This is a genomic window from Desulfobacter sp., assembly GCA_028768525.1.
Lineage (GTDB): Bacteria > Desulfobacterota > Desulfobacteria > Desulfobacterales > Desulfobacteraceae > Desulfobacter.
Genome location: CP054837.1, coordinates 6,020,361 through 6,044,721, shown reverse-complemented (window position 1 = coordinate 6,044,721; position 24,361 = coordinate 6,020,361). Strand labels below are relative to the sequence as shown.

At 53.9% G+C, this 24,361-nt stretch carries 15 protein-coding genes; 8 read left to right on the top strand and 7 right to left on the bottom strand.

Annotated elements, in window-relative coordinates; genetic code table 11:
• The first annotated feature begins 415 nt into the window (after positions 1 to 415).
• The 8 genes from acs (at position 416) to HUN04_26615 (ending at position 13,702) form a co-directional block, all read left to right on the top strand.
• Positions 416 to 2,446: an acetate--CoA ligase gene (acs, locus tag HUN04_26650; GenBank protein WDP93101.1), complete on the top strand. Its 2,031-nt coding sequence runs from the start codon at positions 416 to 418 to the stop codon at positions 2,444 to 2,446.
• Positions 2,447 to 2,547: 101 nt separating this feature from the next.
• Positions 2,548 to 4,449 (top strand): propionyl-CoA synthetase, encoded by a 1,902-nt coding sequence (locus HUN04_26645; GenBank protein ID WDP93100.1) that lies wholly within the window; start codon positions 2,548 to 2,550, stop codon positions 4,447 to 4,449.
• 123 nt (positions 4,450 to 4,572) lie between these two features.
• On the top strand, positions 4,573 to 6,354 hold the full coding sequence (locus HUN04_26640) for a sodium:solute symporter family protein (protein ID WDP93099.1): 1,782 nt from the start codon (positions 4,573 to 4,575) through the stop codon (positions 6,352 to 6,354).
• A 232-nt stretch (positions 6,355 to 6,586) separates the two neighbouring features.
• Complete coding sequence (locus HUN04_26635; protein ID WDP93098.1) at positions 6,587 to 8,635, top strand: hypothetical protein; 2,049 nt, start codon at positions 6,587 to 6,589, stop codon at positions 8,633 to 8,635.
• 62 nt (positions 8,636 to 8,697) lie between these two features.
• Complete coding sequence (locus HUN04_26630) at positions 8,698 to 9,300, top strand: hypothetical protein (protein WDP93097.1); 603 nt, start codon at positions 8,698 to 8,700, stop codon at positions 9,298 to 9,300.
• Between the two features lie 10 nt (positions 9,301 to 9,310).
• Positions 9,311 to 11,218, top strand: coding sequence for a CBS domain-containing protein (locus HUN04_26625; GenBank protein WDP93420.1), 1,908 nt, complete (start codon positions 9,311 to 9,313; stop codon positions 11,216 to 11,218).
• Entirely contained in the window at positions 11,215 to 12,108 is an 894-nt protein-coding gene (locus tag HUN04_26620; GenBank protein ID WDP93096.1) for a deoxyribonuclease IV, read from the top strand. The genes HUN04_26625 and HUN04_26620 overlap by 4 nt, the downstream gene beginning before the upstream one ends.
• A 97-nt stretch (positions 12,109 to 12,205) precedes the next feature.
• Positions 12,206 to 13,702 (top strand): hypothetical protein, encoded by a 1,497-nt coding sequence (locus HUN04_26615; protein WDP93095.1) that lies wholly within the window; start codon positions 12,206 to 12,208, stop codon positions 13,700 to 13,702.
• A gap of 70 nt (positions 13,703 to 13,772) precedes the next feature.
• Here HUN04_26615 and HUN04_26610 read toward each other — a convergent pair whose 3' ends face one another.
• The 7 genes from HUN04_26610 to HUN04_26580 form a co-directional block, all read right to left on the bottom strand.
• Positions 13,773 to 14,144 carry a hypothetical protein gene (locus HUN04_26610; protein WDP93094.1) on the bottom strand — a complete coding sequence of 124 codons (372 nt, stop codon included), beginning with the start codon at positions 14,142 to 14,144 and terminating at the stop codon, positions 13,773 to 13,775.
• Between the two features lie 91 nt (positions 14,145 to 14,235).
• Positions 14,236 to 14,883, bottom strand: coding sequence for a lysophospholipid acyltransferase family protein (locus HUN04_26605; GenBank protein ID WDP93093.1), 648 nt, complete (start codon positions 14,881 to 14,883; stop codon positions 14,236 to 14,238).
• 81 nt (positions 14,884 to 14,964) lie between these two features.
• Positions 14,965 to 18,648, bottom strand: a complete 3,684-nt coding sequence (locus HUN04_26600) for a DUF748 domain-containing protein (GenBank protein ID WDP93092.1) — start codon at positions 18,646 to 18,648, stop codon at positions 14,965 to 14,967.
• Between the two features lie 38 nt (positions 18,649 to 18,686).
• The gene (locus tag HUN04_26595) at positions 18,687 to 20,519 is read right to left on the bottom strand and encodes a UbiD family decarboxylase (protein ID WDP93091.1); all 1,833 of its coding nucleotides are present in this window, start codon (positions 20,517 to 20,519) and stop codon (positions 18,687 to 18,689) included.
• Positions 20,516 to 21,034, bottom strand: coding sequence for a pyridoxamine 5'-phosphate oxidase family protein (locus HUN04_26590; protein ID WDP93090.1), 519 nt, complete (start codon positions 21,032 to 21,034; stop codon positions 20,516 to 20,518). Before HUN04_26590 ends, HUN04_26595 begins: the two co-directional genes overlap by 4 nt.
• Positions 21,024 to 22,370, bottom strand: a complete 1,347-nt coding sequence (locus HUN04_26585) for a M48 family metalloprotease (protein WDP93089.1) — start codon at positions 22,368 to 22,370, stop codon at positions 21,024 to 21,026. The genes HUN04_26590 and HUN04_26585 overlap by 11 nt, the downstream gene beginning before the upstream one ends.
• Positions 22,370 to 24,355 carry a response regulator gene (locus HUN04_26580; GenBank protein WDP93088.1) on the bottom strand — a complete coding sequence of 662 codons (1,986 nt, stop codon included), beginning with the start codon at positions 24,353 to 24,355 and terminating at the stop codon, positions 22,370 to 22,372. The genes HUN04_26585 and HUN04_26580 overlap by 1 nt, the downstream gene beginning before the upstream one ends.
• Between the last annotated feature and the right edge of the window lie 6 nt (positions 24,356 to 24,361).

Genomic DNA, 24,361 nt, shown 5'->3' with positions numbered 1-24,361 from the left:
GTCGGTCCCGGCGCAGACTCTGCCTCCGGAAGGAAAACCATGACAATAATTTGTAAAAAAACTGTTTTTTTTTATTGACTTCGCAGCCCAATCTTAATATTGGTAAAGCTAAGATTAAATCGAATTCAGCAAATGACCGCGATTTTCTGCGCCCTTGACTGAACCTCCACCGCCGCCTGACCTGACGTTTAAGCAAAAAGCCTTAGCCATACCAAATGGCTCGTACGAATAAAGTTTAAATGAACATCCCTTTTTAACTTTGCAGTGGGTTAAACGCTTTGCGATGAATGCCCCCCCTGCAACTTAACATAACAAGGGAGGTGGTGCCAAGCGTCAGCTTTCATTAAAATTATCAATAATTTTAGTTCATTAATCATAACTTTAGTCTTAATTTTTCACCTAAAGGAGATGACAGATGAGTAAAAAAGAAGTTGTCGAAACCACGGAAGCCCAAATCGCAGTTCATTGGAAAGAAGAGGAATACTATTATCCGTCGTCCAAGTTTATCGGCCAGGCCAACCTGACTGATCCCGACGTCTTTGACCGGTTCAGTCTGGACAACTTCCCAGATTATTTTACTGAATATGCTGAGCTTCTCACCTGGTACAAATACTGGGACGAGGTACTGGATACCAGTGACGCGCCCTGCTACAAGTGGTTCAGAGGCGGTAAAATCAATGCCTCTTACAACTGCATCGACCGCCATCTGAAAGACAATAAAAATAAAACTGCCATCCACTTTGTCCCGGAACTGGAAGAAGAGCGGGTCGACCATATCACCTACCAGGAACTCTATGTAAGGGTGAACGAATTTGCCTCACTGCTCAAAAACGACGCCAAGCTCAAACGGGGCGACCGGGTAACCATTCACATGCCCATGTCCGCAGAGCTTCCCATTACCATGCTGGCCTGTGCCCGCCTGGGCGTCATCCACTCTGTGGTCTTCGGCGGATTCTCGGCATCGGCCTGTGCCGACCGGATCGTGGATTCAAACTCCAGGGTACTGATTACCATGGATGCCTACTACCGGTCCGGCAAACTGCTCAACCACAAGCAGAATGCAGACGAGGCAGTAAAATTGTCCGCAGAACAGGATCAAACGGTTGATACGGTGCTCGTATGGCAGCGGTATCCCGGCAAATATTCCTCTGATACGCCAATGGTGGACGGCAGGGACGTATTCGTGAACGAAGCCCTGAAAAACCACTATGGCGCCCGCATTGAACCAGAACAGATGCTGTCGGAAGATCCGCTCTTCCTCATGTACACCTCGGGTACCACAGGCAAACCCAAGGGCTGCCAGCACGGTACCGGCGGTTATCTTGCCTATGTCACCGCCATGTCTAAATATATCCAGGATATCCACCCCGAGGACGTTTACTGGTGCATGGCGGACATCGGCTGGATCACCGGCCACTCTTTCATCGTTTACGGCCCGCTGGCCCTGTGCGCCTCCTCCGTTATCTACGAAGGGGTGCCCACCTATCCGGACGCCGGACGCTCCTGGCGTATCGCCCAGGATCTGGATGTCAACATCTTCCACACCGCGCCCACTGCCATCCGGGCGTTAAGAAAACTAGGCCCTGAAGAACCTTCCAAGTACAATTACCACTTCAAGCATATGACCACGGTGGGCGAACCCATCGAACCTGAAGTATGGAAATGGTACGAATCTGCCGTGGGTAAAGGCGAGGCCATCATTGTCGACACCTGGTGGCAGACCGAAACCGGCGGGTTCCTCTGCTCCACCGTGCCCGGAATCAAACCCATGAAACCGGGAAGTGCAGGTCCGGGCGTGCCGGGCATCCATCCCATCATCTATGACGATGACGGCAATGGGGTCACGGAATCCGGCATTGCAGGCAATATTTGTATCCAGAATCCCTGGCCCGGGATGTTCCAGACCATCTGGGGAGACCGGGACCGCTTCGTTGATACCTATTTTGCCCGGTATTGCAAAGATCCGAATTCCAAGGACTGGAAGGACTGGCCCTACCTTACCGGTGATGCCGCCATGCAGGCCGATGACGGTTATTTCAGGATCCTTGGCCGGATCGACGACGTAATCAATGTCTCCGGGCACCGCCTGGGCACCAAAGAGATTGAATCCGCCGCCCTGGTGGTTGAAGAGGTGGCAGAGTCCGCCGTTGTTCCCGTGGCCCACGACATCAAGGGTAAAGAACCCGACCTTTACATTGCACTGAAACCCGGCATAGAGGCATCAGAGGAAATTGCCCGGAAGATCTCGGACGCTGTCTGTGACCAGATTGGCAAAATTGCCAAACCCAGAAAAGTCTGGCTGGTACCGGATATGCCCAAGACCCGGTCCGGCAAAATCATGCGCCGGGTGCTTGGGGCCATTTCCAACCGGGGTGACGTGGGCAACGTCATGACCCTGGCCAACCCGGAAGTCGTGGAAGAAATAAAGAACATGGTTCAAAAATAAGGGACCGGGAGAAATCGCCTGGGCCTCCAATAAAAGGCACCCCTGCCGGAAAAAGGGGTGCCTGAAACCAATTCACCTACACTTGCTCTAGGAGGAGATTCATGTCCAACGCTTATGCAGAGATCTATGACAAATCCATTAATGATCCTGATGGATTCTGGGGACCGATTGCTGAAGACTGTTTCTGGTACAAAAAATGGGACAAGGTATTGGATGATTCCAACCAGCCCTTTTACCGCTGGTTTTCCGGCGGAGAAACCAACACCTGCTACAATGCCGTTGACCTGCATGTGGACAACGGCCGAGGTGACCAGACTGCCATTATCTATGACAGTCCGGTCACCGAGACAATTATAAAATATACCTATAACGAACTCAAAGACCAGGTTTCCAGATTTGCCGGCGCCCTGGCTGCCAAAGGGGTCGCCAAGGGGGACCGGGTGATTATCTACATGCCCATGATCCCCGAAGCCGTCTTTGCCATGCTGGCCTGCGCCCGTCTCGGGGCTGTCCATTCGGTTGTCTTCGGCGGCTTTGCGGCCAATGAGCTGGCCACCCGGATCAACGATGCCAAACCCAAGGTCATTGTGTCGGCCTCCTGCGGGATTGAGGTTAAAAAAGTAATTCAATACAAACCCCTGCTGGACGAGGCCATTGAACTTTCCGACGCCAAACCGGAATCCTGCATCATCTTCCAGCGGCCCATGGCCGAGGCGGGCATGATACCGGGGCGGGACTACGACTGGAAAGAGGTCTTGGAGGCTGCTGCCCCCCATGACTGCGTCCCTGTGGCCGCTACCGATCCCCTGTATATTCTTTACACATCCGGCACCACCGGCCAGCCCAAAGGCGTGGTCCGGGACAACGGCGGCCATATGGTGGCATTGAAATGGACCATGGGTGCCATTTACGGGGTTGACCAGGGGGATGTCTACTGGGCCGCCTCGGATATCGGCTGGGTAGTGGGCCATTCCTATATTGTCTACGGACCGCTGCTCAAGGGCTGCACCACCATTGTTTTTGAGGGGAAACCCGTCGGCACCCCGGATGCGTCGGTGTTCTGGCGGATCATCGCAGAGCATAAGGTAAAAACCCTGTTTACGGCGCCTACGGCCTTCAGGGCCATCAAGCGGGAGGATCCCGGTGCGGTGATGATGGGGGATTTCGACCTGTCAAACTTTAAATACCTGTTCCTGGCAGGCGAGCGCACCGATCCCGATACCCTGTCATGGGCTGAAAACAGCCTCAAGGTGCCGGTGATCGACCATTGGTGGCAGACCGAAACCGGATGGGCCATTGCCGCCAATTGCGTGGGCATTGAACAGTTTCCGGTGAAACCCGGCTCTCCCACCAAGGCCGCCCCTGGTTGGAACATGGCGGTATTGGACAACGAGTGTAAACCCGTTGCCCCCGGGGACATCGGCGCCATTGTGGTGAAGCTTCCCCTGCCGCCGGGTACCCTGCCCACGCTATGGCAGAATGACGCCCGGTACAAGGACGCCTACCTGTCCAAATTCCCGGGATACTACGAAACTTCCGATGCCGGCTTTATCGACGAAGATGGCTACATCTTTGTCATGGCCCGCACCGACGATATTATCAATGTGGCCGGCCACCGGCTGTCCACCGGCGCCATGGAAGAGGCCATTGCAGGCCACCCGGATGTGGCCGAATGCGCCGTCATGGGCGTGGAAGACCAGCTCAAAGGCCAGATTCCTCTGGGCATGATGGTGCTTAATGCCGGCTGCGACAGGGACCATGACGAAGTGGTCAAGGAGGTTGTGGCCCTTGTCCGGGAAAAAATAGGCCCCGTAGCAGCCTTTAAAACGGCAACCGTGGTCAAACGGCTGCCCAAAACAAGATCAGGCAAGATATTGAGAGGGACCATGCGGTCCATTGCAGATAAAAAGGAATATAAAGTACCTGCAACCATTGACGACTATACCATCCTGGATGAAATCGAAGAGTCCCTAGGAAAGATCGGGTATGGAAAACAAGCATGACGGCCATAGTTAAAAATCAACGAATGAAAGGGGGTGGTGCAGTATGTATGACTGATTATCGCTGATAATCAAGATGTTTATCCGATCAAACTCAATAAAAAGGTCAAACAGGAGGAAACGAGTATGGATCCAAAAATGTGGGTATACGTCCTTTTAGGATTGTACATTATTTACTGCTTTTGGTGGGGCCTGAGAGGCTTTTTCACTGAGAAGAAAGCATCCGGCTACGCCATTGCCGGCCGCTCCATCCCTTTTATTGCGTTCCTGATGGCGGCGACTGCCGCATCCTTTTCCGGGTGGACGTTTATCGGCCATCCGGGCCTGATCTGGAAGGCGGGGCTTGTATATGCCTATGCCTCCTTTTACGTATTAACCATCCCCATCACCGGCGCCTTTTTTGCCAAAAGGAACTGGCTTTTGGGCAAACGCTACGGGTTCATCACCCCGGGCGACATGTTCGCCTACTATTACAATAACGAGGCGGTGCGGTGGCTGACGGTCATTGCCGCCTTTTTATATTCCATTTTCTACTCCGGCCTCCAGCTCATTGCAGCGGCCAAGCTCTTTTACTGGGTAGCCGGGGTTCCCCAGACCGCAGGCCTGATCTTCATGGCCTTTATCGTATGGTTCTACGTTGTTACCGGCGGCCTGAAGGCGTCCACCTGGGTGGGGGTACTCCAGTTCTGTCTGCTGGTTGGCGGCATCATTCTGCTGGGCTTTTACACTATCACCTCTCCGCTCTTCGGCGGATGGTCCGGGTTCGTTGCGTCCCTGGGCGGCGTTGAAGCAAAATATATGCAGGTACCGGGCCTGATCCACTTTGGCCTTGGCACCGGCGGATGGACAGCGGTCATGATCCTGACCTATATGTTTGCCCTCATGGGCATTCAGTCCTCGCCTGCCTTTACCCTGTGGAACTTCGGTATTGCATCTCCCAAACCCCTGGCCTGGCAGCAGGTTTTCATGTCCACCTTTGTGGTCGGCCTGGCATTATTCTTCTTCACCGCCTTCCAGGGCATGGGTGCAAGAATCCTGATGATGGCAGGGGAACTGGCCCCCAAGGTCGACGGCGACGTCGTTCCCATGCTGATGACCAAATTCCTGCCCGGACCGGTTCTGGGCCTGGTATTTTTGGGCGCCATCGCGGCCATCCACTCCACTGCCGCGCCTTATATCGGCACCGGCGGCACCATTATCCAGAGGGATGTATGGTGGCGCTATGTCAGAAAACAGGGCGGTTCCCATTCCGAACAGATCTGGACCAACCGGATCTTCGCCACTATCCTGGCCGTTGCCGCAGTTGTGGTATCCCTGACTTCCTCTGATGCCATCGTTATGATCGGCGGGTTTGCCACGGCATTCGGTACCATCATGTACCTGTGCCTGCTTGGGGTCCACTGGGGATTCCGCTATCCCTCTATTGGTGTTGTGCTTGGGCTTCTGGCCGCCATCGCCGCCTGTTTCGTCACCTATTACATCTGGAAGTATCCCCTGTCCATCCATACGGCAGGCTGGGGCATCTTCACAGGCCTTGCCGTGGCCTATCTCTGCCGCGGTTTAGGGGTTAAGGACAGCGATGAAACCATTGCCCGCCAGAAAGAGGTACGGGAATGGCTGGATTCCGTGGATGCGCCCACTGAAAACGGTAAAAAATGGCGCTCCAGGATGAAAATCATTGTCCCCTTATGGTACCTGCTGGCACTGGGTCCCGGCGTCCTCATCGGCAACACCGCCATCACCTTCTGCGGATTTCCGCCCATCTGGGCATGGCAGATTATCTGGTGGATCCTGGGTATTGTGATGATGTGGGCCCTGTGTTTTAAAGCGGAAATGTCCACCACCTCCGAAGAACAGATCCGCCGGGCAGACACCGAAACCCTTGAAGTCACCAAGGAAGCCGACTAAAGGGACGGTGTATCATAGGATTAATTTCAACTTTTAGATAAGGAGAGGATATTATGGCATTGGAAGATAAATATCTCATTGCAACCCTCATCTTCTGCGTCCTGTTCGTGGCCTCATTCGGCTGGGGATGGTGGGGATAATCATCAGCATTATTGAAATAATCTAACCAAAGAAGGATTCCGGGCATGTCCCGGAATTCTTCTTTATCTTTTCTGCACCCATTGCCGCGCCTATGACCCAGACCAACCGATTCTGGAAATTTGTCCTCATCAGCCTCACCGGCATCCTGTTATGTGTTGCCGGATTGCTGGCCCATATCTGGCTGAACCTCACCCTTGAAGATAAAACCGCCCTGTTAAACATATTTCAAAACCATATCTATACCCTGCTGGGGCTGGCATTCATTGTGGCCGGCGCCCTGTGGGTGGTGTTCGACATCACTTACAACCGGTACATCCTTCCCCTGAAACGAATGTCTGCGGAAGCCGGCATGATATATGCCTCAAACCCTTCCCACAGGATCCGTGTCAAAGGTTCTTCAGACATTAGAAACATGGCCGGCATCATCAACGATTTTGCCGATATGTTTGAAAATCTCAACAAAACCATCACCGAACAGATCCTGGCCGCCAGAAAGGAAACCGAAAAGGAGCGCAACCTGCTGGCGGCCATCATGGGAGAACTTCCCCAGGGCATTGTGGTATGCAATAAAAACGGACGGATTCTTCTGTTCAACTCCCTGGCCAAAACCATTTTCAGCCCCAGTGACAGGACCGCATCCCAGGAGTTGTTTCTTGGGCTGGGGCGGTCCATTTTTCACCTCATGGACAAGGCTCTGGTGGCCCACGCCCTGGATGAAATCATTGAACAGATCAATTCCCCGGATCTTTCCGTGGGCTCTTTTTTCATCTCCCCCGTTGCCTCGGGCACGCTGATTTCAGCCGAAGCCATACCGGTACTGGATAATGAAAAACGGATCACCGGATTTATTCTGGCTGTGACGGATATCTCAAAGGGAATCGAAAAATACCAGGCCATTGACCGGTATCTCAAGGAATTTGGAAAAATGCTCAATGAACACAATGTCCTGATCCCCGGCCACCTGGGCGCTGCATTTGAAAAAACCGCCGCCCGTATTCGGAGCAAGGTATTTTCAAGCCTGCCTTTAAGCTCTCTTCCGCTGGCCACTTTTTTGTCCGGCATTCAAAAAAAAACCGGCGCCCTGCACGATATCCGGGTGAATGTGTTCAATCCTCCCAAACAGGCCAGAATACTGGCAGATACCTATTCCATGACAACGGCCCTGATTTTCATTTTCAGCCGTCTGAACAGGAGTACCGGGGTGGATGAGTTTGATCTCCACGTTTCACAGGCCCCGAACACCATTGAATTTAACATTTCATGGGAAGGTTCCCTCTGCAGCCGGAAAGACATTGACAAAATGCTGGTAAACCGGCTGGAAGGCATGCCAAGCCTGGGATATGTATTGAAATTTAACAATGCACGGCTTACCCCCCTTCCCCGGGAAACCCGCGCATGCAGCGGCCTTTTCCTGACGGCCAGGGCCGGAACGGCACCAAGGGGATCCGGTAAACAGCACCTTCCCGTTATTTCCGATTCCAGGCCTGAATTTTACGATTTCAATCTTTTCAGCCTCAAGGATATGCCGGAAAACCTCCTGGACAGCCCCCTGAAAAAAACAACCTATACGGTGTTTGATACGGAGACCACGGGGCTTAACCCAGATAGCGGAGATGAAATCATCTCCATCGGAGGGGTGAGGATAGTGAACTGCCGTATCGTCTACCAGGATGCTTTTGAGGAACTGATTGATCCCCAGCGGGAGATCCCCGTTGATTCCTATAAAATCCACGGGATCAACTACGAAATGGTCAGGGGCAAAGAAACCATAGAAACGGTGCTTCCCCGGTTCAGGCAGTTTGTTGGAAATACCGTTCTGCTGGGGCACAACCTGGCCTTTGATATGAAAATGCTCAAGGTCAAGGAGGCATCAACCCAGGTCCGGTTTGAAAATCCCGTGCTGGATACCTTACTGCTTTCCGCAGCCCTGCATCCGGTGCACCAGCAGCATGACATGGAAAATATCGCCCGCCGGCTGGGGGTGAGTATCCTGGGCCGGCACACCGCCCTGGGGGACGCCATCACCACAGCGGAGATATTTTTAAAACTTTTACCCATCTTGAACAGCAACGGCATACTCACCCTGAAAGATGCACTGAACGCATCCCAAAAAACCTATTACGCCCGATTAAAATATTGATACACAGCTTAGTCAATGGTAATCAGAATAAGTATAATCCAGAACTTCAGGAGGATCCGACCATGAAAAACCCCTGGGTGGCATTTGCAGGCATTTGTTCTCTGGTAATCGGCATTGTAATTATTTCGATAATTTTCGGCGGCTATTCCAGCTTTTTGAGATCCCAGAACCGGATAGAGGCAGCCAAGGGGCTGGTCATTGAACAATGCCGGCTCCAACTGGACCAGGTCAAGCAACTGGCGGCACTGCCCGGTGCGGCCAGACCGGAACTGGCCAGCCTAGTGGACGCCTCGCAACAGGCCGGCGCTGTCATTGACCATCTGGAAAAAAAACCAATCCCCGTTGACCGGGAGCTGCTCCTGGAATTCGGCCAAGTACAGTCCAGGATGAATCAAAGGGTGGATGACTTTTTTCGCAGTGTCGGGGCCTCTGGCCAGAACGCCCGGACGGACCAGGAAAAGAAAATAAAGGCGGCCCAGGCGGCTGTATTTGCGGCAGGTCGCCGCTACAATAAGGAAGCCAGATACTTTAATACGAGAACCCGGGTATTTCCCGGCTTTATCGTCGCCAGAATTTTTGGATTGGATGAACTCTACTTTTATGAAATATCAGTGGATCTCCTGAAACCCTCCGGCGAGGAAAGCGAGGTGTCCGGTGCCACCTGACGCCTCATCCATGCCCGGCCTCCCCCTTTCCGCCCTCACGCCTGACCAGGAAAAACTGCTGGCCAGGGAGGTGGACTATGAAACTTTTGCCCAAGGCCATCTCATTTATGCCCAGGAAATCTCCCGGGTAAAACAGATCTACATCGTTATAAAGGGGTGCCTTGAATTTTATTACGACAGGGACAACATCCGCCGCCGCAGTGGGAAAATCCCTGTCCACGGGGTTTTTGGAGGATTGTCCATTCTCTTCAACAACCATATGGCCATTCACTGCCTGGCGGCCCTGGAAGAAACCCGGGTCATCGCACTGGGACCGGATATTTTTCTGGACCTCTGCCGGCAGAATAAAACCTTCCAGGATTATTTCGCCCTTGAACTGGGGCGGTGCATGGCCGACAAAACCATTGCCGGTGTCCTGGCCAGGCGGCACAGGGACAGGGAATTGAACCTGCCTTTTTTCAACCAGCCGGTCTCCGCTATCTTCAGGCCCAATATCCTGACCTGCACCCGTGACACCCCCATCGGTGAGGCGGCACAAAAAATGAGCCGCAACAATGCCTCAGCCATCCTGGTCAGGCCTGCATCCAAACCCAGGGCAGAATCCAAAACCACAGCCGAAACCCAGCATATTGATGGCATTGTCACCGATGCCGACATCAAGAAGCGGGCAGTGGCCCGGGGACTTGCCTGCACAGAACCGGTCTCCCGGATCATTTCCTCACCCGTGGAAACCATATCTGCTGATTGCCAGGTATTTGAAGCCTTTTTGACCATGATTGACCGGGACAAACGGCATCTGGCCGTCACCGGAAAATCAGGGGACATTTCCGGAATCATCACGGAAAAAGACCTCATTGCCGCCCAGACCCGGTCCACATTCCTCCTTATCAAGGCGGTAAAATCCGCCAGGGACATGGCCGCCCTGGACAATGTCCACAGCCGCCTGGAACGGCTGCTTTTGGACCCCATTTCCAACGGGGCCTCCACCGATTACATTACCCGGCTGATCACCGCCTTCTCAGACGCCATCATTGATAAAATCATCAGGTTTTCCATTGACCGTGCCGGCCCGCCCCCATGCAGATTTGTCTTTTTGACCATGGGATCTGAAGGCAGGGAAGAGCAGACCCTGATTTCGGACCAGGACAATGCCATCATCTTCGAAGACCTGGAGGATCCGGATAAAGCGGCTAAAGCCAAACAATACTTTGACACCCTGGCGCAACTGATCTGCGGAAAACTGAACCGGGCCGGCTACCGGTATTGCGAAGGAAACAATATGGCCCAGAATCCGGACTGGTGCCAGCCCATGTCCGTGTGGAAATCCTATTTTAAAAAATGGATACGGGCCGCTTCCCCGGAAGACCTGCTCCATTCAAGCATTTTTTTCGATTTCAGGGGGACATGGGGGCATAAAACAATGGCGGATGAGCTCAAGGACTACCTTTTGAGCGCCATCGGCAAATGGTCGGGATTTTTGAGAAATATGACGGAAAATGCCGTATTCTTCAAACCGCCCGTCGGATTGTTCGGAAAATTTATTGTCGAGTCCAAAGGACAGCACAAGAATGCCCTTGATATAAAACTGGCCATCCTCCCCATTATTGATTTTACACGAATTTACGCATTGAAAAACGGCATCACCCAGACCAACACCCTGGTGCGCCTGTTCAGACTTTACACCCGCCATGCCCTCACGGCCAGGGAATATGCAGATATCCTGCAGTCCTACAACTTTCTGACGGGCCTGCGATTCCGCCGTCAGATCACCACCATCATGGACGAAAAGGCTGAGCCGGACAATTATATTAATCCATCAAACCTTTCCTCGCTGGATCAACTCATGTTAAAAGAGGTATTCAGACTGGTTGAAAAACTACAGCAGAAACTCAATATTGAATTCACCGGAGTGGTATGACACAGACAGAAGACCTCCCGTCATCCCCCCCGTTTCTGGGGGCCCATTTTTCGGTGGCCGGCGGACTGGAGAATGCAGTCTATGAAGCCCGCCGCCTCGATTGCACCGTTGCCCAGATTTTCACAAAAAATGCAAGAACCTGGAAGGAACCTGAACTCAGTGAAGACCAGGTCAACCGCTTTAAGGCCGCCTGCAGAGAGACCGGGGTCACCCATGTTTTTTCCCATTGCACCTACCTGATCAACATTGCTTCCAATGATCCCGAAAAACTGGAAAAATCCCGCTGTTCACTAACAGCCGAAATGGCCCGTTCCGCCCGCCTCGGCCTGGACGGGGTGGTGCTCCACCCCGGCGCCCACCTGGGCCGTGGAATGGGAAAGGGGCTTGGAACCGCCATTGACAGCCTGGTCCAGGTCCTGGCAGAGGTGAAAGGTCCTTCCCCGCGACTGCTCATCGAAACCACCGCCGGCACCGGCACTACAATCGGCAGCCGCTTCCAGGAACTCAGGGAATTGATTTCAGGTACCGGTGCCGACAGGAAAACCATGGGGATCTGCCTGGATACCAGCCATATTTTTGCCGCAGGATATGATATCAGAACGGCTCAAAGCCTTGACCACACCCTGGCGGAATTTGACGCTGTTGTCGGCCTGGACCGTCTTTTTCTCATCCATGCCAACGATTCCATACCCGATCTGGGCAGTTGCCGTGACCGCCACACCCATATCGGCATGGGCAAAATCGGATTGAAAGGCTTTGCCGCCCTCATGACCCATCCGGCCCTGGCCGATATCCCCAAACTGATTGAAACCCCGAAAGAAAAAGACGGCAGGCCCATGGACAGGGTGAATCTTTCCACATTAAGGAAATTCACGAAATTAGGGAATTGACAACCGGATATAGATCGAATACCATAGATCATTCTGCTTCCCAGGGCCGCGAACGGCGGCATGTGAACACACAACAATTCGCCTTTTCGGAGACGGTATGGAAAACCAGCAGCATGACGCATTAAAAGACGACACCTTATTATTTGCTGATGAAGCCGGCACGGAAGAAACCCTGCCCGATCCCCAGAAAAATTTCAAACTGCTGATAGTGGATGATGAAAATGAAATCCACGTCATGACCAAGCTCGTTTTGGACGATTACCGTTACATGGGCCACGGCCTTGAATTCATCTCCGCCTATTCCGGAAAAGAGGCCAAAGAGATTCTGGAAACCGATGACACCATTGCCTGCTGCCTCCTTGATGTGGTCATGGAGACCAAGGATGCCGGCCTGGAAGTGGCCCGGTTTATCAGAGAGGAGATAAACAACTCAAAAATCAGAATCGTACTCAGAACGGGCCAGCCGGGCAAGGCCCCTGAAAAAGAGATTATCCTCAATTACGATATCAATGACTATAAGGAAAAAACAGAACTCACCACCCAGAAACTGTTCACGACCATAACAACAGCATTGCGCTCCTACAGCCACCTGGTCGAGTTGGAGGAAAAAAACAAGGAGATCCAGGCCAAAAATATCCGCTTGAACGAAGAGGTCGCCAGACGGATCGTTGCCGAATCCAACCTCACCAAATACAACCGCAGTCTGGAACGGATGATCGAAAGCAAAACCCAGCGCCTGAAGGAGGCATTGTCTTCCCTTGAGGCCACTGAAAAGCAATTGTTCATCACCCAGAAGGCGGCCATTGTATCTGATCTATCCGCCGTTTCCTTAAAGACCCTGGATGACTCCAATACCATGATTGACGGTAATTTGAAAAAGATGAACCTCTACCGCCAGCAGATGACGTTTCTTCTGGAAAAGTATAATACCCTGGAAGCCATTATCTCCCTTCACCAGGGCACGAAACAGGAACTTGAGAAAGCGGCCCGGACAAGTCTGGTTGACATTTCCTCCTTTAAAAAGGAAATGGATTTTGAGGCCATCCTTGAAAAATACCCGAAGATCATTGAAGATTCCCTCGACGGCATCCGGCAGATATCCCAGGCCATTAACGATGTAAAAATGTTTGTGACCATCAATGAGGAGCCCCCTAAACCAACGGACCTCAACAAAATGCTCAAATCCCTATCCGGCCTGACCTCTTTCAAAGATAAAAAAATAGATATCCAGTTTGACCTCCAGGATATTCCGCTGGTGGACCTGCCGGCCCGAAATGTGGAAAAGGCGCTTAACGCCGTGGCCCGGAACGCACTCACGGCGGTGCCCACCCACGGCATAATTTCCATTTCAACCTGTTGTGATGATCTGCAAATTTTGATCACTGTCAGCGATATCGGAATCGGCATGTCAGAATCGACCCTGCCCAAGATTTTCACCCCCTATTTTTCAGGGTGGTCCAAAGAAGGAAAAGGGTTGGGACTGTCCTACGCCAAAAGCGTTTTTCTGAGCTGCGGCGGCGATATCCGAATTACCTCCACCGAAGGGGAAGGTACAACCGTTACCCTCTGCCTGCCGGTTCAACCTCCTGAATAATCACCAACCAATTCACCCCACCGGTTGAACAATCCTCATATGGATCCCAATAACCGGCCCCAGGTGCATCCTAAAGCCTGAAAGGCTTTCGGCAATGGTCACAGGTGCTGACAGACTGCATCTGCCCGCAGTGTACACATTTGTCCACAAGATACCGTTCCTTCCCCTGGGATTTACCGCACTCGCAGCAGGTCCAGTCTTTACGGGTGGAAACCAGCTTGAAGCAATGGGGACATTTGATGGGCACCCTTCTGAAAATCAGAAACGAAAACCCGGCAAGGAGAAAAAAAGGCCCCAGCAGTCTGAACTGGGGGCTTGAGGCGAATTGTTCAAACTCAGATGCCCCGGTTAGAATGATGTACAGCAGAAATGCGATGGAGGTGATAGCAAGGAATTTAAACCTGAAGTGAAAAAAAACAGCTTTCTCCGGCAGGGTCTTCATACGGCCTCCTTTGTGGGTTAAGAGGATATGATGCGGTTATGAATCTATATTGGTCAGAATTCCCCGCCCCTGTCAATCACAATTCACAGATTTAAAGGTGGAGCCCCGGCAGCATCTTTGCCTCAAGATCCCGGCGCAATTGTTCAAAATCAAGATCTGTTTCTTGGTCGAATCGAATGGGTGCATCAAACCTAAGAGTAACCCGGGCAAAGGGCTTGGGCACCATGAACCGGTCCCAGGAATTAAAAAACCAGGCCCGGTCGGCTTCGGTATAAAATGGCACCAGGAACGCCCGGGTGTCCAGGGCCATTTTTATGACCCCCGGCTTGACCTTCCCGATGGGGCCGGTGGGACCGTCCAGGATATGGGCGCCGAATCCATAGGTTTTGACATGATCAATCATTGTGCCCATGGCTTCCTTTCCCCCCCTTGAGGAGGATCCCCTCGGGGTATGCCATCCGGTGCGGTTGGCCACGCCGGAGATCAGATCGCCGTCCCGGCTTCTGGAAATCATCAGGCCCGGGTTGAACCCGGCATAGGTTTTAAAATGACGGATGGCCGAAAAAAACTGCTGGTGCCAGGTTACGAGGATCACCGGCTGTCCTGCCTTGACCAGAGACTGCCAATGGCCTTCATTCTCGATCCGGAGCCTAAAGGTCGACGCGTAGCACCGGATCAAATAGTAGGCAAAGAAAATAAAGGGCCGGGTATAAATAAGGAACTTCAATCGTTTGAGCATCTAGTTGATTTCCCGTCTATGGTTAAAGAGCTGCACCTTACCAGATTATGGCGGGAAATCAAGTAAGAACCGATAGTTGGCCTATTTTAATTCAAACAGCGTCTTCACCGCCTCTTCCTGAGATTCTTCCTCTGCCGCCGGACCCGGCTCCTTGATGAATATCCGCAAGGGGTCGATTCCCCCCTGGACCATGTGGTCCCGCACCAATTCACTTCTTCGGGTAGCCAGTTCCTTTAATTCATTTTCCCCAACGGAGATGGCGGTGATGAGCAATTTTTGTTTTTCCCCGGGTGAAAGCTCTTTTTCCTTTCCGGATTCATCCCTGGGCTTGGGAAACTGCGCCCGGGCATAGGCGGCATCCACTAGTTCAAGCCGCTCCTCGGCAGTCAGCTGGTCAATTTCCTTCTCCGCTGCGACACCGGCCTCGGCCTGGGTTGCCTCAAGGAGGCTGCGGTATTTAATTTCCCTGAGACGGTCCCCGTCCTTTTCAAGGCTGTATTTCCCCTGGATTTCAAGTTTCAGTCTGTCCTTTTCAGCCAGGATACCGGTAAGCTGGCCGATCTTCCCGAGTTCCTCCGGATCCAGCGTATCGCTGCCCGGTGCAAAGGCGACATGGCCCAGGTCCTGGTCATCCCCAAGCCCCACCAGGGAGCCCAGGAATTTAAAGGGGGCGGTGACCACCCCGAGAATCAGGTTCTTCAATGTGGTGGCCACCACATCCCCGTAGCTGAATTTCGGATCGCTGAGGTTCCCCTGGATGGGCACATCCAGCTTGATTTCGTTCTTTGAGTTTTTCAACAAAGAAATCGCCAGTTCAAGTGGCAGGGAAATGGCATCGGGCGAGTCAACGCTTTTGCCCAAGGTGAGCTGGTCAAAAAAGATATGGTTGCTTGATTTGAGCCGGTCCCCCTTAATATTGTACTTAAGGTCCAGAATCAATTTGCCTTTTTCAATGGGATATCCCAGGTATTTTTTGGTATAGGCATTGAATTGCGGCAATTCGATATTTTTAAAGGAAATGGCCAGATCGGCATAAGGTTCTTTCTTCAGGGGATCAATCATCCCGGAAATATCAAGGGGGGCCTGGCGGCCGTGGGTGCCTTTGAGCAGCAGTTGGGCAGGCTTTCTGTCCGGCAGCGAGGACAGCCCGGTAACACTGCCCCCCACTTCTGTCATATTGGCTGTAAATCCCGGCGGGGTGTGCTGGTCGGTGAAATTGATATGCCCCCCCTGCAGGGTGACCGCGTCGATATTGATGATGGGGGAGGCAGCCGTATTTTCAAAATATTTTTTCCCGTTTTCACCCGTTGAGGAGGCTCCAGGAGGCTGCGTCTGGGCGGATGATTTGACAATGGTTCCCAGATTCAGTGTCCCGGATTCTGAAATCACCGTTTTCTGGTAAAAATCGGTGAGGGCTATTTTTTTAATATTCACCGCCATGGGAGAGAGATCCATATCCATTCCAGAAAGGTACAATGATTTGCATCTGAAAAAATCGTTGCCGTCGTTTTTAGTTTGGGAAATGAAATCAATTAATCCCCCTTCTCCCTTGAACCGGATATCCGGGCCGCCGGTTTGGGGCAGCGACAACCACAGCCGTCCTTTGGCCCCCACACTCCCCTTGGCCACTGCGATATTCAGTTTATCTGCAAAATAGGGCTGGAAGGGGTCTATGGCAATTTTTTCAAGATTCAAATCCATGACAGCCGCAGGGGGGGACAGGGCAAGTTCCCCGTCCAGGCTGAACCGGCCCTGTTTCTGCAGGGTCAGGGAACCATGGATTTTTCCCTTTTTATCCTGGATTGTGGTCAGTTCCTCTGCCGTAATCCCGATCTCATCCGCCTCTAAACGGACAGGGTCGCCAGGGGAATGATCGGAAAAAACCAGCCCGTAGTTTTCAAGATTAAACCGTCCTATGGATATTTCCCAGGGGCTTGCAGGCTGCCCTTCACTATCCGCTTTGGTTTCGTTTCCGGCATCAGCCCCCCCGACGCCCTCTTCTCCCTTGACCGGCACCGGGACCATTTCGCTGATACGCTGAACCAGATTAATGTCACCGGCCCTATTCCGCACCAGGTCCAGTCTTCCTGAATCCGCAATTATGGTTTCAATCCGGATACGGCGGTGCTCTGATCCGATAGATATGCCTGAACAGTCAACGGCCTTGATGTCCACGACAGGGGCGGTATCGGTTTCACCCTGGATACGGATATCACTTAAATTTATCCCGCCGTCGTCCACCGAAAATACAGGTGTGTTGCCGTCAATAAACAGGTTGAACCCTGCCCCGCCTTTTATTTTGCCGAGGGTCAGCCCTTTTCCTCCGTAAGGGGCGTAATAGGGCCTGTATTTTTCAGGCAGGATCTCCTTAAGGTCAAGACGGCCTTTCACCGAAAGGGCCGGGGTGGTGGCCAGCGCGCCCTGGATGGAGACCTGTTCATTTTCCTCTGTGGCAAAACCGGCGTCATAGTCTCCGGAAATAACCCCCTTGGGCCCGATTTCCATTTTTTTAAAATGGATGTTCAGCCGGGACAAAGCGGTTTTAAAAACCGGACTGACAGAATCATCATTGAAATTAATCTCGCCGTTGTTCACGCCGCCCCGGACCAGGGTAATATGAAACGGCCTAGGCTGGGAAGGGGCTGCGCTGTCCTGATCTGCGGGAACGGGCGGCGCCTCTTCCCCTCCAGGAACCGGAAACAGGTTCATAAGGGTGAGACGGCCCTCCCCGTCCCTTTCCAGATTAAGCCTGGGAGTATTGAATTCCAGTTTGTCGATGACGGCTGTTCCGGCCAGAATATCTTTGGATGCTGCCTGAACAATGAATTCCGGGCATGAAAACAAAGGGGAGGTTCCCCCAGTGTCGTTTTCTTTTGTCCGTATATCCAGTTTCCGCAGGGCGATCCTGAGATCCGCGCCCAGAATATGCGGCCGGCCTTTACGGGCCGGATCCAGCCGGTAACTGCCGGTGAGGGCAAGATCGAGTTTGCCGGGGGAAAGGATCTCCAATGTCTTGGGCAGATTTAAATAAGGCACGGCTGCCGTGAGATCAATCCCGGTTGCACTCAATACGATCTTTGTATCCAGTGCCGGGTTAAAGGGAAGGCTGGCCAGCCGGATCTCAACCGGGGCACCGTTGATTCCCAGACGGATAACCGGTTCGGCCTGGGTCTCCCGCTCCCCCTCCAGTGAGGTCAGCAGGGGAAGGGCCAGATTGATTCCGTCCACCACCTGTTCCTTATTCCGAATTTCATCTGAAAAAGAGAAACGCCCGTCGTGGATGGCGGCGTTGGAAAGACGGAAGGGAAACACCTTGTTTCCGGTACTCTCGCCCGGGTCCGACGCCTTTTCGTCTTTCCCGTCATGGGGCTTGCTGCCGGCTCCGGCAAAAAGGGCGTCAATATTCAGCCGGTTCTCCCTGTTCAGCACCAAAAACACCTCGGGGGTATCCAGGTCCAGTCGGGTGATCACAGGCGCCAGTTTGAACAGGGAAACGGACGAAAGATTCACGTGAAGCCCTTTGAGCCTGAACACCGGATTTCCAGCACTATCGTTGATTTCCAACGCCTCTAATCCGGCCTCAAGGGTAAAGGGATTGAACCTGAGTTTGCCTACCCCGCCGATGACGCCCGGAAGGACCTGAAGACGGTTCGTAATTATTTTTTTCCCGGCAAAGGGGAGTGCTAAAAATCCCAGAAGGGAATACACCAGAACAATACCAGCAACGGCCAATACTGCATTTTTTATGGTCATATACTTTTTCATCACAGCTCCATATCAGGTTTAAACACCCCTTATAAAGATTAAATGATTCCGGCCAACGGCCCCCCTGCCCGGCCCATATTCCTGACCCGGGCGGCCACGTCCTTGTCCGGTTCCAGGGGCCGGGCATGGAAGGGTTTGATGCGGGCGTCAATCACCAGGGGGCCTTTGCACCCCCAGTGTTTGAATGCCGTGGTTTCTTTGCAGCCGTAAATGTCATGGGAAGGGTTTGACCTTAAAAAAGTAACCCAGAGAAAATTGGCAAATGTCCGGGCCGCAAACTCGGCATCGTCCACCACAACGAAGAGGGGCAGCGTTTCCAGGCCGGGCTGGGTCTCAAGGTGCCGGATCAGGGGGGTAAGCTGCGCCAGGGCAGTATCATAGGCGTCAAATCCAGGCCCCTGTACCACGGCCATTCCCGGCCCGGCACATTGTATATCCGAAAATCCGCCGGGCAGTGAAAACCCGGGGGGCAATGCCGTGGAAAGGCTCCGGCGTTTGGGTCCGGCCGCCGCCCATACCACCTTGGACCCCCGGTTCAGTCCGGAACCCGAATAATCCAGGGTATCCATGGTGGTGCGGGTGATGAAGTGCAGATCCCTGGAAAAATCCATCCGTTCCAGCATATGGACGAAAAAAGCCTGTTCATCATTAATGTCCAGAGCAGGGTTGTCTTCATGGGCACAGATGCACAGGTACTTGGCAAGGGAAAGCTGCCCTGTGCCCAGTATGGCCGAGGCGTGGGTGAGCAGTTCCCGGGGTTCACGTGTTTCGTAGGGAAGATACCTTTCCCGGGCCTTGGCCAGGAGCAGGGGGTGAACGCCGGCGTCATCCACTGCGTTTACCGCCGTAACCCCGGGCAGGGTATCGGTGATGGCGGTGCGGGTGATTTGGTGAATCAGCCGGCCGAAATTGGAATCCTCCTGGGGCGGCCTCCCCACGACGGTAAAGGGAAAAACAGCGCCTTTTCGGTGGTAGACACGATCCACCTTCAGGTAGGGAAAATCGTGGGTCAGTGAATAATACCCCAGGTGGTCCCCAAAGGGGCCTTCCGGTTTCAGGTCCCCGGGATAGAGCCAGCCGGTGATCACAAAGTCCGCATCATTGGACAGGATAAATCCCCTGCTGTCCTTTGAATACCGGAAGTTACGGCCGGCCAGGGCACCTGCAAAGGCTATCTCCGGCACCGCCTCGGGCAGGGGCATGACCGCGGCCAGGGTATGGGCGGGCGGCCCGCCCATGAAAATGGAGACCTTTAAAGGGCAGCCCATCTCAAGCGCTGTTTTATGGTGCAACCCGATTCCCCGGTGGATCTGGTAGTGAAGCCCCACTTCCTTATCTGGTTCATAGGAATTTCCGGACAATTGGATCCGGTACATCCCCAGATTTGATTTCATCACAGAGTCAGCGGCCGGATCCATGGAAAACACCTGGGGAAGCAGCACAAAGGCCCCCCCGTCCTCAGGCCAGCACTGGATCAACGGGAGCCGGCCGATGCGGGTGGTTTTGCTAAGGCGGCACCGCCCGGTCTTCACCGGCAGTGCATGGGCCAGGGCTTTGGCCGCCCGGAACCCCTTGGCCGGCCGGCGGATAAATTCCAGTGGATCACAGCGGAGATCCACCAGCGCCCTGACCTGGTCCAGCTGGGGGGCAAAAATTTTCACGGTCCGCTCCCAGGTCCCGAAGAGGTTGGACAACGCTGGAAAACCGGCATTCCTTACCTTTGTGAACAACAGGGCCGGTCCCCGGGCCCCATGGACCTGTCGGGTGATTTCGGCCATTTCAAGGAAGGGATCCACCTCTTGGTCAATGACCGCAAGCTCCCCCTCCTGTTTCAAAAAATCGATGGTAGATTTCAGGGATGTAAATTTCATAATAGGATTTTGGCTCTATTGCCTATTCCCCTTTGGTTGTCCATAAAATACGCCGTTTCCGGGATGAATTTATAGAGGTCCGAATGGAACTGGGTTTTAAAAAAGCGCAGAAGGTTGCCCGGCCCCGCCGGGATGCCGAACCTGCCCACATAGGCCAGGGCAGCGGCTCCGGCTTCTTTTCCCGCAGTACAGGGTCGAATACCTCCCGACATCTGAAGCCCCCTGAGCCTGGCTGGATCCTCGGCATCCTGAAACAGGGACGCCGCAGCCGGATACCCTACCCCTTCATGGATATGGCGGGAGGCGGGGCTGGAAAAAAAATAAAAACCGCCCTGTCTGAAAATAAAATAAACGGGAGCAGCCCATACCCCTGAGCCGCTGGCGTCTTCTGTCTCCTCTCCAGTCCGGCAGGTGGCGGCCCGGGTGGACAGGGTCATCACACGGGTCTCCTGGATCAGGCGGAGGCAGTCTTCCCGGATGCCGGCCATGGCCGGTTCAATGGGCTCATTCTGCATACCCCCACGCTTTCAGCCGTTTATAGGCGTATTGGCTGTACTTATTGGAGGCATAGTTGATTTTCTTCAGATAGGCCATGTATTGCCGGGCTGCCGGATCTTTCCGGTTATCTTTGTCCAGGCAGTACCCCATGTAAAAGGTCACCTGGGGATTGCCGGGCAGGATGCGGTCACATCCGCTGAAAGACTGATAGGCCCGGTTGAATTTTTTCCCGGCCATGGCCGCCAGTCCGGATATATAGTATCCTTGGGACTCGCCCGGGTAAAGCTGTTTGGCCTTGTCGGCATGGGAAAGCGCCTGGTCCGACCGTTTACGGATCAGCATGCATTTGGCCATGAGCAGGTGGGCTGTATAATCCCTGTCCGCTTTTTTCAAAGCGGACCTGAAGGCGGTTTCGGCCTGGTCGTATTTTTCCTGGGACAGGAATTTTTCCCCGTCCTGCATAAGCTTGATGGCTGTTTTCTTCTGCCTTAACCCTGCCGTCCTGTCCATGTACCGGTCTCGGAACAATGAATAGTCCCGGGTATAGGTATAGGTACTGCGGTCCCTGTTGACGGCGGTCTGGAGCCGTTCCGAACTCATGGGATGGGTGGCAAACAGCATCTGGGAAGAGTTATTTTTCCCCTTGTTCAGGCTGTTGAGCATATTCATCAACCCCACAAATCCCCTGGAATTGTACTTGGCCCGGGCCATGTATTCATGGCCCAGGGCGTCGGCTTCCCGCTCGTTGTCCCTGCTGTACTTGGATAGAAACAGGCCCTGGCCCAATGCCCCAAGTTTCTGGGTCAGATCCCCCAGGCCCGCCCCCTGGCCCGATGCCAGCACGGACAATCCGCCGATGAGCAGCCCTGAAAGGGTGCCCTTGGATGCCTGTTCCGCAGAGTGCCTGGCATTGACATGGCCCAGTTCATGGCCCAGAAGCGAAGCCAGTTCCGCCTCATTTTCAAGTTCCAGCAAGATCCCCCGGGTGGCGGCAATGGAGCCGCCGGGAAAGGCATAGGCATTGATATAGACGGCGTTGACACATTGAAAATTATAGGCCATGTCCGGCCGGTGAACCCCGGGCAGAAGCCTGCGGCCCACCTCGGAGACATAATCGTTCAGGGCCCTGTCCTGGGTCACCCCGTAGTCGGAAGAAAACTGAAAAGGCGCCTGCTGCCGGTCGATGGCGATCTCCTGCTCCCGGGACATGAGCATGAGCTGCTTTCTGCCCGTCACCGGATCAACGGCGCACCCGGACAACACCCCCGGCAGCAGTCCGGCCAGGGAGGCCAATGTTGACGTTTTTATAAAATCACGCCGGGTAATACCCGGCAACCTCGGGTCCTGAGTCATTATTCCTGCCTTTCCAATTCATGTTTTACTGCCAGCCCAAGGGTCTGAAGGGAAAAGGGCTTTTTCAGGAAGGCCCCTGCCCCGGATGCCTGGGCCGCATCCACGTCACCGGTTTTTGAATACCCGCTGACCAGCACGGCCCGGATGCCCGGGCGAACCCCACGAAGGCGGTTGAACGTCTCCAGTCCGTCAATGCCCGGCGCCATGATCATGTCCAGAATGACCAGGTCCACGGGGTTGGCACCGGCGTATTCCACGGCGGCCTCCCCGGACGGCACCGTGGCCACCTGGTATCCCATGCGCCGCAGCATATTGGAGGTAATCTTAAGTTGGTTCTCTTCGTCATCCACCACTAGAATTTTTTCATCGTTGCCGGTATAGTCGCTGAGGGTATATATTTTATCCGGTTTGCCTTCGTCTTGCAAGATCGAACCCGCCGGTAAATAGATATCAAAGATGGTGCCGGCCTCACTGCTTTTGACCTGTATATACCCTTTATGGTCGTGGACGATATTCCAGACAATGGAAAGCCCCAGGCCGGTGCCCGACCGCCCCAGAATTTTTTTGGTATAAAAGGGCTCGAATATCCGTTCCAGGTCTTCCGCTGCAATACCGGGCCCGGTATCTGCAATGCAAAGATGGATGTATTCCCCGTTGAGGGCGGTCTCATATCCCTTGAGCTGTTTTTCCATAAACCGGACACGGCCGGTGGTCAGGGAAATCTGCCCGCTGCCCCGGATGGCTTCCATGGCATTGGAAACAAGGTTCATCACCACCTTGCGCATGTGAAGTCCCGACCCTGTCATGCCTGGCAGTTCCGGATCCAGTCGGCAATCCACCCGGACACCGGGATGAAATTCCCTGCTCTTATCAAACTCCGGCGAGGCCAGGTAATCATCCACCACCTCATTGAGCCGCACCGGCTCCCTGACTCCGACGGTCCCCTTTCCCAGGGTCAGCAGTTCGTCGACAATCACGGATGCCCGTTTGCCCGAATCCTTGATGGTAAGTACTGTCTCCCTCAGCCCGCTGTCATCGGGCAATTCCATGAGCAGCAGGTCCGGCGTGGAGACCACACCGGCCAGGACATTGTTCAGGTCGTGGGCCACACCGGCGGCCATCAGCCCTATGGCCTCCATTTTTTTGGCTTTTTCAAGCTCCGTTTCAAGCCGGTCCTTTTCCTTCTCCGCCATGACCCGCTCGGTGATATCCCTCACCGTATACAGCCTGGCCGGCCGGTCCTTGAACCGGATATCCACCCACTGGTTTTCTATGATAATGGTTGAACCGTCAGGGCGGTCCAGGGTCGGCTGCCGGTCCGGGGCCCGCCCCTGCCCGGGCATAAGGGGCGCCGGATCCATGGTCTTAAGCTCTTCTGCACCCAGCCCGGTCAATGCTTCAAGCCCGGGATTGTGGAAAACGATTTTCCGGTCCTGGAGGATAAAAATACCTTCAGGCAGGGAATTGACAAGATACCGGTATTTTTCCTCACTTTCCCGCAGCCGGCCTTCAGCCTCAATATGGGCCCGGATTTCCAGAAACAGGCTCTTATTGACACGGTTGAGTTCTTCCTCCTGCCGCCGGGCCAGGTCCGCCATCTCATTTTCTGCCTCCCGGGCCCTGGCCAGGGCATCCCGGCTGCCGGCGGAATGTTTCTCCAGCTGAACCAATGCAGCCATGCCGGGCAGCCACAGGGTAAAAAAAATCAGGGTCTGGCCCGGTGCCGCCAGGGGAAGCGGTTTCCCCCCCAGAATGGCCACCCCCATGTATACGGCCCAGCCCAGCAGGCCGGAGATCCCGGCAATCCTTGGGCGGTTCCGGAGAAACGCCAGGCCTGAAACCATGGCCCCCAGCACCAGGCACAGCACCCCCGCACAGGACCATGCAGCATCCGGCAGGGCCGTAAAAGCAAGGACCGCGCAGGCCGGAGCAAAGAGGCCAGCCACCCCCGGCAGATCATCTTGAACAGCGATGGGGTGTGCCATGGGCGG

Excerpts from the sequence above, each read along its gene's own strand:
- HUN04_26635 (WDP93098.1), top strand. The coding sequence starts at position 6,587 with ATGACCCAGACCAACCGATTCTGGAAATTTGTCCTCATCAGCCTCACC.
- HUN04_26605 (WDP93093.1), bottom strand. The coding sequence starts at position 14,883 with ATGCTCAAACGATTGAAGTTCCTTATTTATACCCGGCCCTTTATTTTC.
- HUN04_26640 (WDP93099.1), top strand. The coding sequence starts at position 4,573 with ATGGATCCAAAAATGTGGGTATACGTCCTTTTAGGATTGTACATTATT.
- HUN04_26610 (WDP93094.1), bottom strand. The coding sequence starts at position 14,144 with ATGAAGACCCTGCCGGAGAAAGCTGTTTTTTTTCACTTCAGGTTTAAA.
- HUN04_26630 (WDP93097.1), top strand. The coding sequence starts at position 8,698 with ATGAAAAACCCCTGGGTGGCATTTGCAGGCATTTGTTCTCTGGTAATC.
- acs (WDP93101.1), top strand. The coding sequence starts at position 416 with ATGAGTAAAAAAGAAGTTGTCGAAACCACGGAAGCCCAAATCGCAGTT.
- HUN04_26625 (WDP93420.1), top strand. The coding sequence starts at position 9,311 with ATGCCCGGCCTCCCCCTTTCCGCCCTCACGCCTGACCAGGAAAAACTG.
- HUN04_26615 (WDP93095.1), top strand. The coding sequence starts at position 12,206 with ATGGAAAACCAGCAGCATGACGCATTAAAAGACGACACCTTATTATTT.
- HUN04_26590 (WDP93090.1), bottom strand. The coding sequence starts at position 21,034 with ATGCAGAATGAGCCCATTGAACCGGCCATGGCCGGCATCCGGGAAGAC.
- HUN04_26620 (WDP93096.1), top strand. The coding sequence starts at position 11,215 with ATGACACAGACAGAAGACCTCCCGTCATCCCCCCCGTTTCTGGGGGCC.
- HUN04_26580 (WDP93088.1), bottom strand. The coding sequence starts at position 24,355 with ATGGCACACCCCATCGCTGTTCAAGATGATCTGCCGGGGGTGGCTGGC.
- HUN04_26595 (WDP93091.1), bottom strand. The coding sequence starts at position 20,519 with ATGAAATTTACATCCCTGAAATCTACCATCGATTTTTTGAAACAGGAG.
- HUN04_26645 (WDP93100.1), top strand. The coding sequence starts at position 2,548 with ATGTCCAACGCTTATGCAGAGATCTATGACAAATCCATTAATGATCCT.
- HUN04_26600 (WDP93092.1), bottom strand. The coding sequence starts at position 18,648 with ATGAAAAAGTATATGACCATAAAAAATGCAGTATTGGCCGTTGCTGGT.
- HUN04_26585 (WDP93089.1), bottom strand. The coding sequence starts at position 22,370 with ATGACTCAGGACCCGAGGTTGCCGGGTATTACCCGGCGTGATTTTATA.